This window comes from Epilithonimonas bovis DSM 19482, assembly GCF_900108115.1.
Lineage (GTDB): Bacteria > Bacteroidota > Bacteroidia > Flavobacteriales > Weeksellaceae > Epilithonimonas > Epilithonimonas bovis.
The window spans coordinates 1-1101 of record NZ_FTPU01000094.1; the positions used below are offsets into that span (position 1 = coordinate 1).

1 protein-coding gene is annotated in these 1101 nt (G+C 31.2%); it reads right to left on the reverse strand.

Going from position 1 to position 1101, the window contains the following annotated elements; genetic code table 11:
- Positions 1-248: 248 nt before the first annotated feature.
- Complete coding sequence (locus tag B0B05_RS16265) at positions 249-761, reverse strand: helix-turn-helix domain-containing protein (protein ID WP_076784613.1); 513 nt, start codon at positions 759-761, stop codon at positions 249-251.
- Positions 762-1101 lie beyond the last annotated feature (340 nt).

Consider the following 1101-nt stretch of genomic DNA (forward strand, 5'->3'; position numbering starts at 1 on the left):
TCATATTTTTAGTGTGTAGTAAAACTAAAATATGAAAAAAGGAGCTACCTGAACAGATGGCTCCTTATATTTTTTTTGTCGGTTAGTAGTGATAAATTATAAGTTTGTTTTTCCAAAAGCAAAATACATTGATTTTTGTAATATCAATTACGGGTTTCCGTAAAACACAAGAAAATTTATAGATTTAAGAGATTTGTGGAAATAATATTTTAATTAAAGTACTTTTATTTTTTAAGTTGCAGTTTTTACTATTTCTTTCTTATGGAATAAAGCTTGCTTTTGCCGCTTTTACCAACCTCACAAAGTTCCTCAAACTGTACTCTTTTAATAGTGGTGGTAATTCGAGACGCATTAATATCACGTTGGATATTTTCTGGAAGTAGATTTTTAATATCATTTACAGTAAATTTAGTTGGGAGTCTTCCACTTTGTAAGATTAATTTAATTTTCTCTGGAAGGTCTAAATCATAGTTACTTTTAGGCTTTGATTTATTTTTTAATGCAATTTTTTTCGTTGCATTAGGCAATGAATCTAGAGTTGGTACTTTTTGTTTGGGATTTATAAATTCCCAAACTTTCAATCCGTACACATTTGAGACAAGATTTGTTTTATCAAAATCGATGTTGCCTTTGCCGGTTTCCAAAGAACTATAAGCTGATTGTGTTAAGCCTGTTAGTTTCACAATATCATTTTGGCTGAACTTAAAATGTTCACGATATCGTTTTATAAGGAGTCGTATTCTGCTATTTTCACTATTCACAATATAATAATTTTAAAAATATCTTTAATAATATTTGCTTAATTGTTTTATTTTTATATCTTTGTGTCAGTCAGTTGTGATGTTAAATCAACTGTATTTATTGAACGAGTTCCGTCAAACAAAACGACCAATTTTTTAGACGCGGAGCCCGAGGGAATTATTTCCCCGCTGATTTTGTACATTTGCACAAATGCGGGGGATACTCCCTTGCTGGAAACTGTGTCTAGGGTGCTTGGTCGTACCTGTTTGGGATCAAGATCAAACCTTGGGGACTAGGCAAAAATTTTAGATAATCTGAAAAGGAAAAATACTTTGTCTTTAACACCTCTAAGCTGCATTC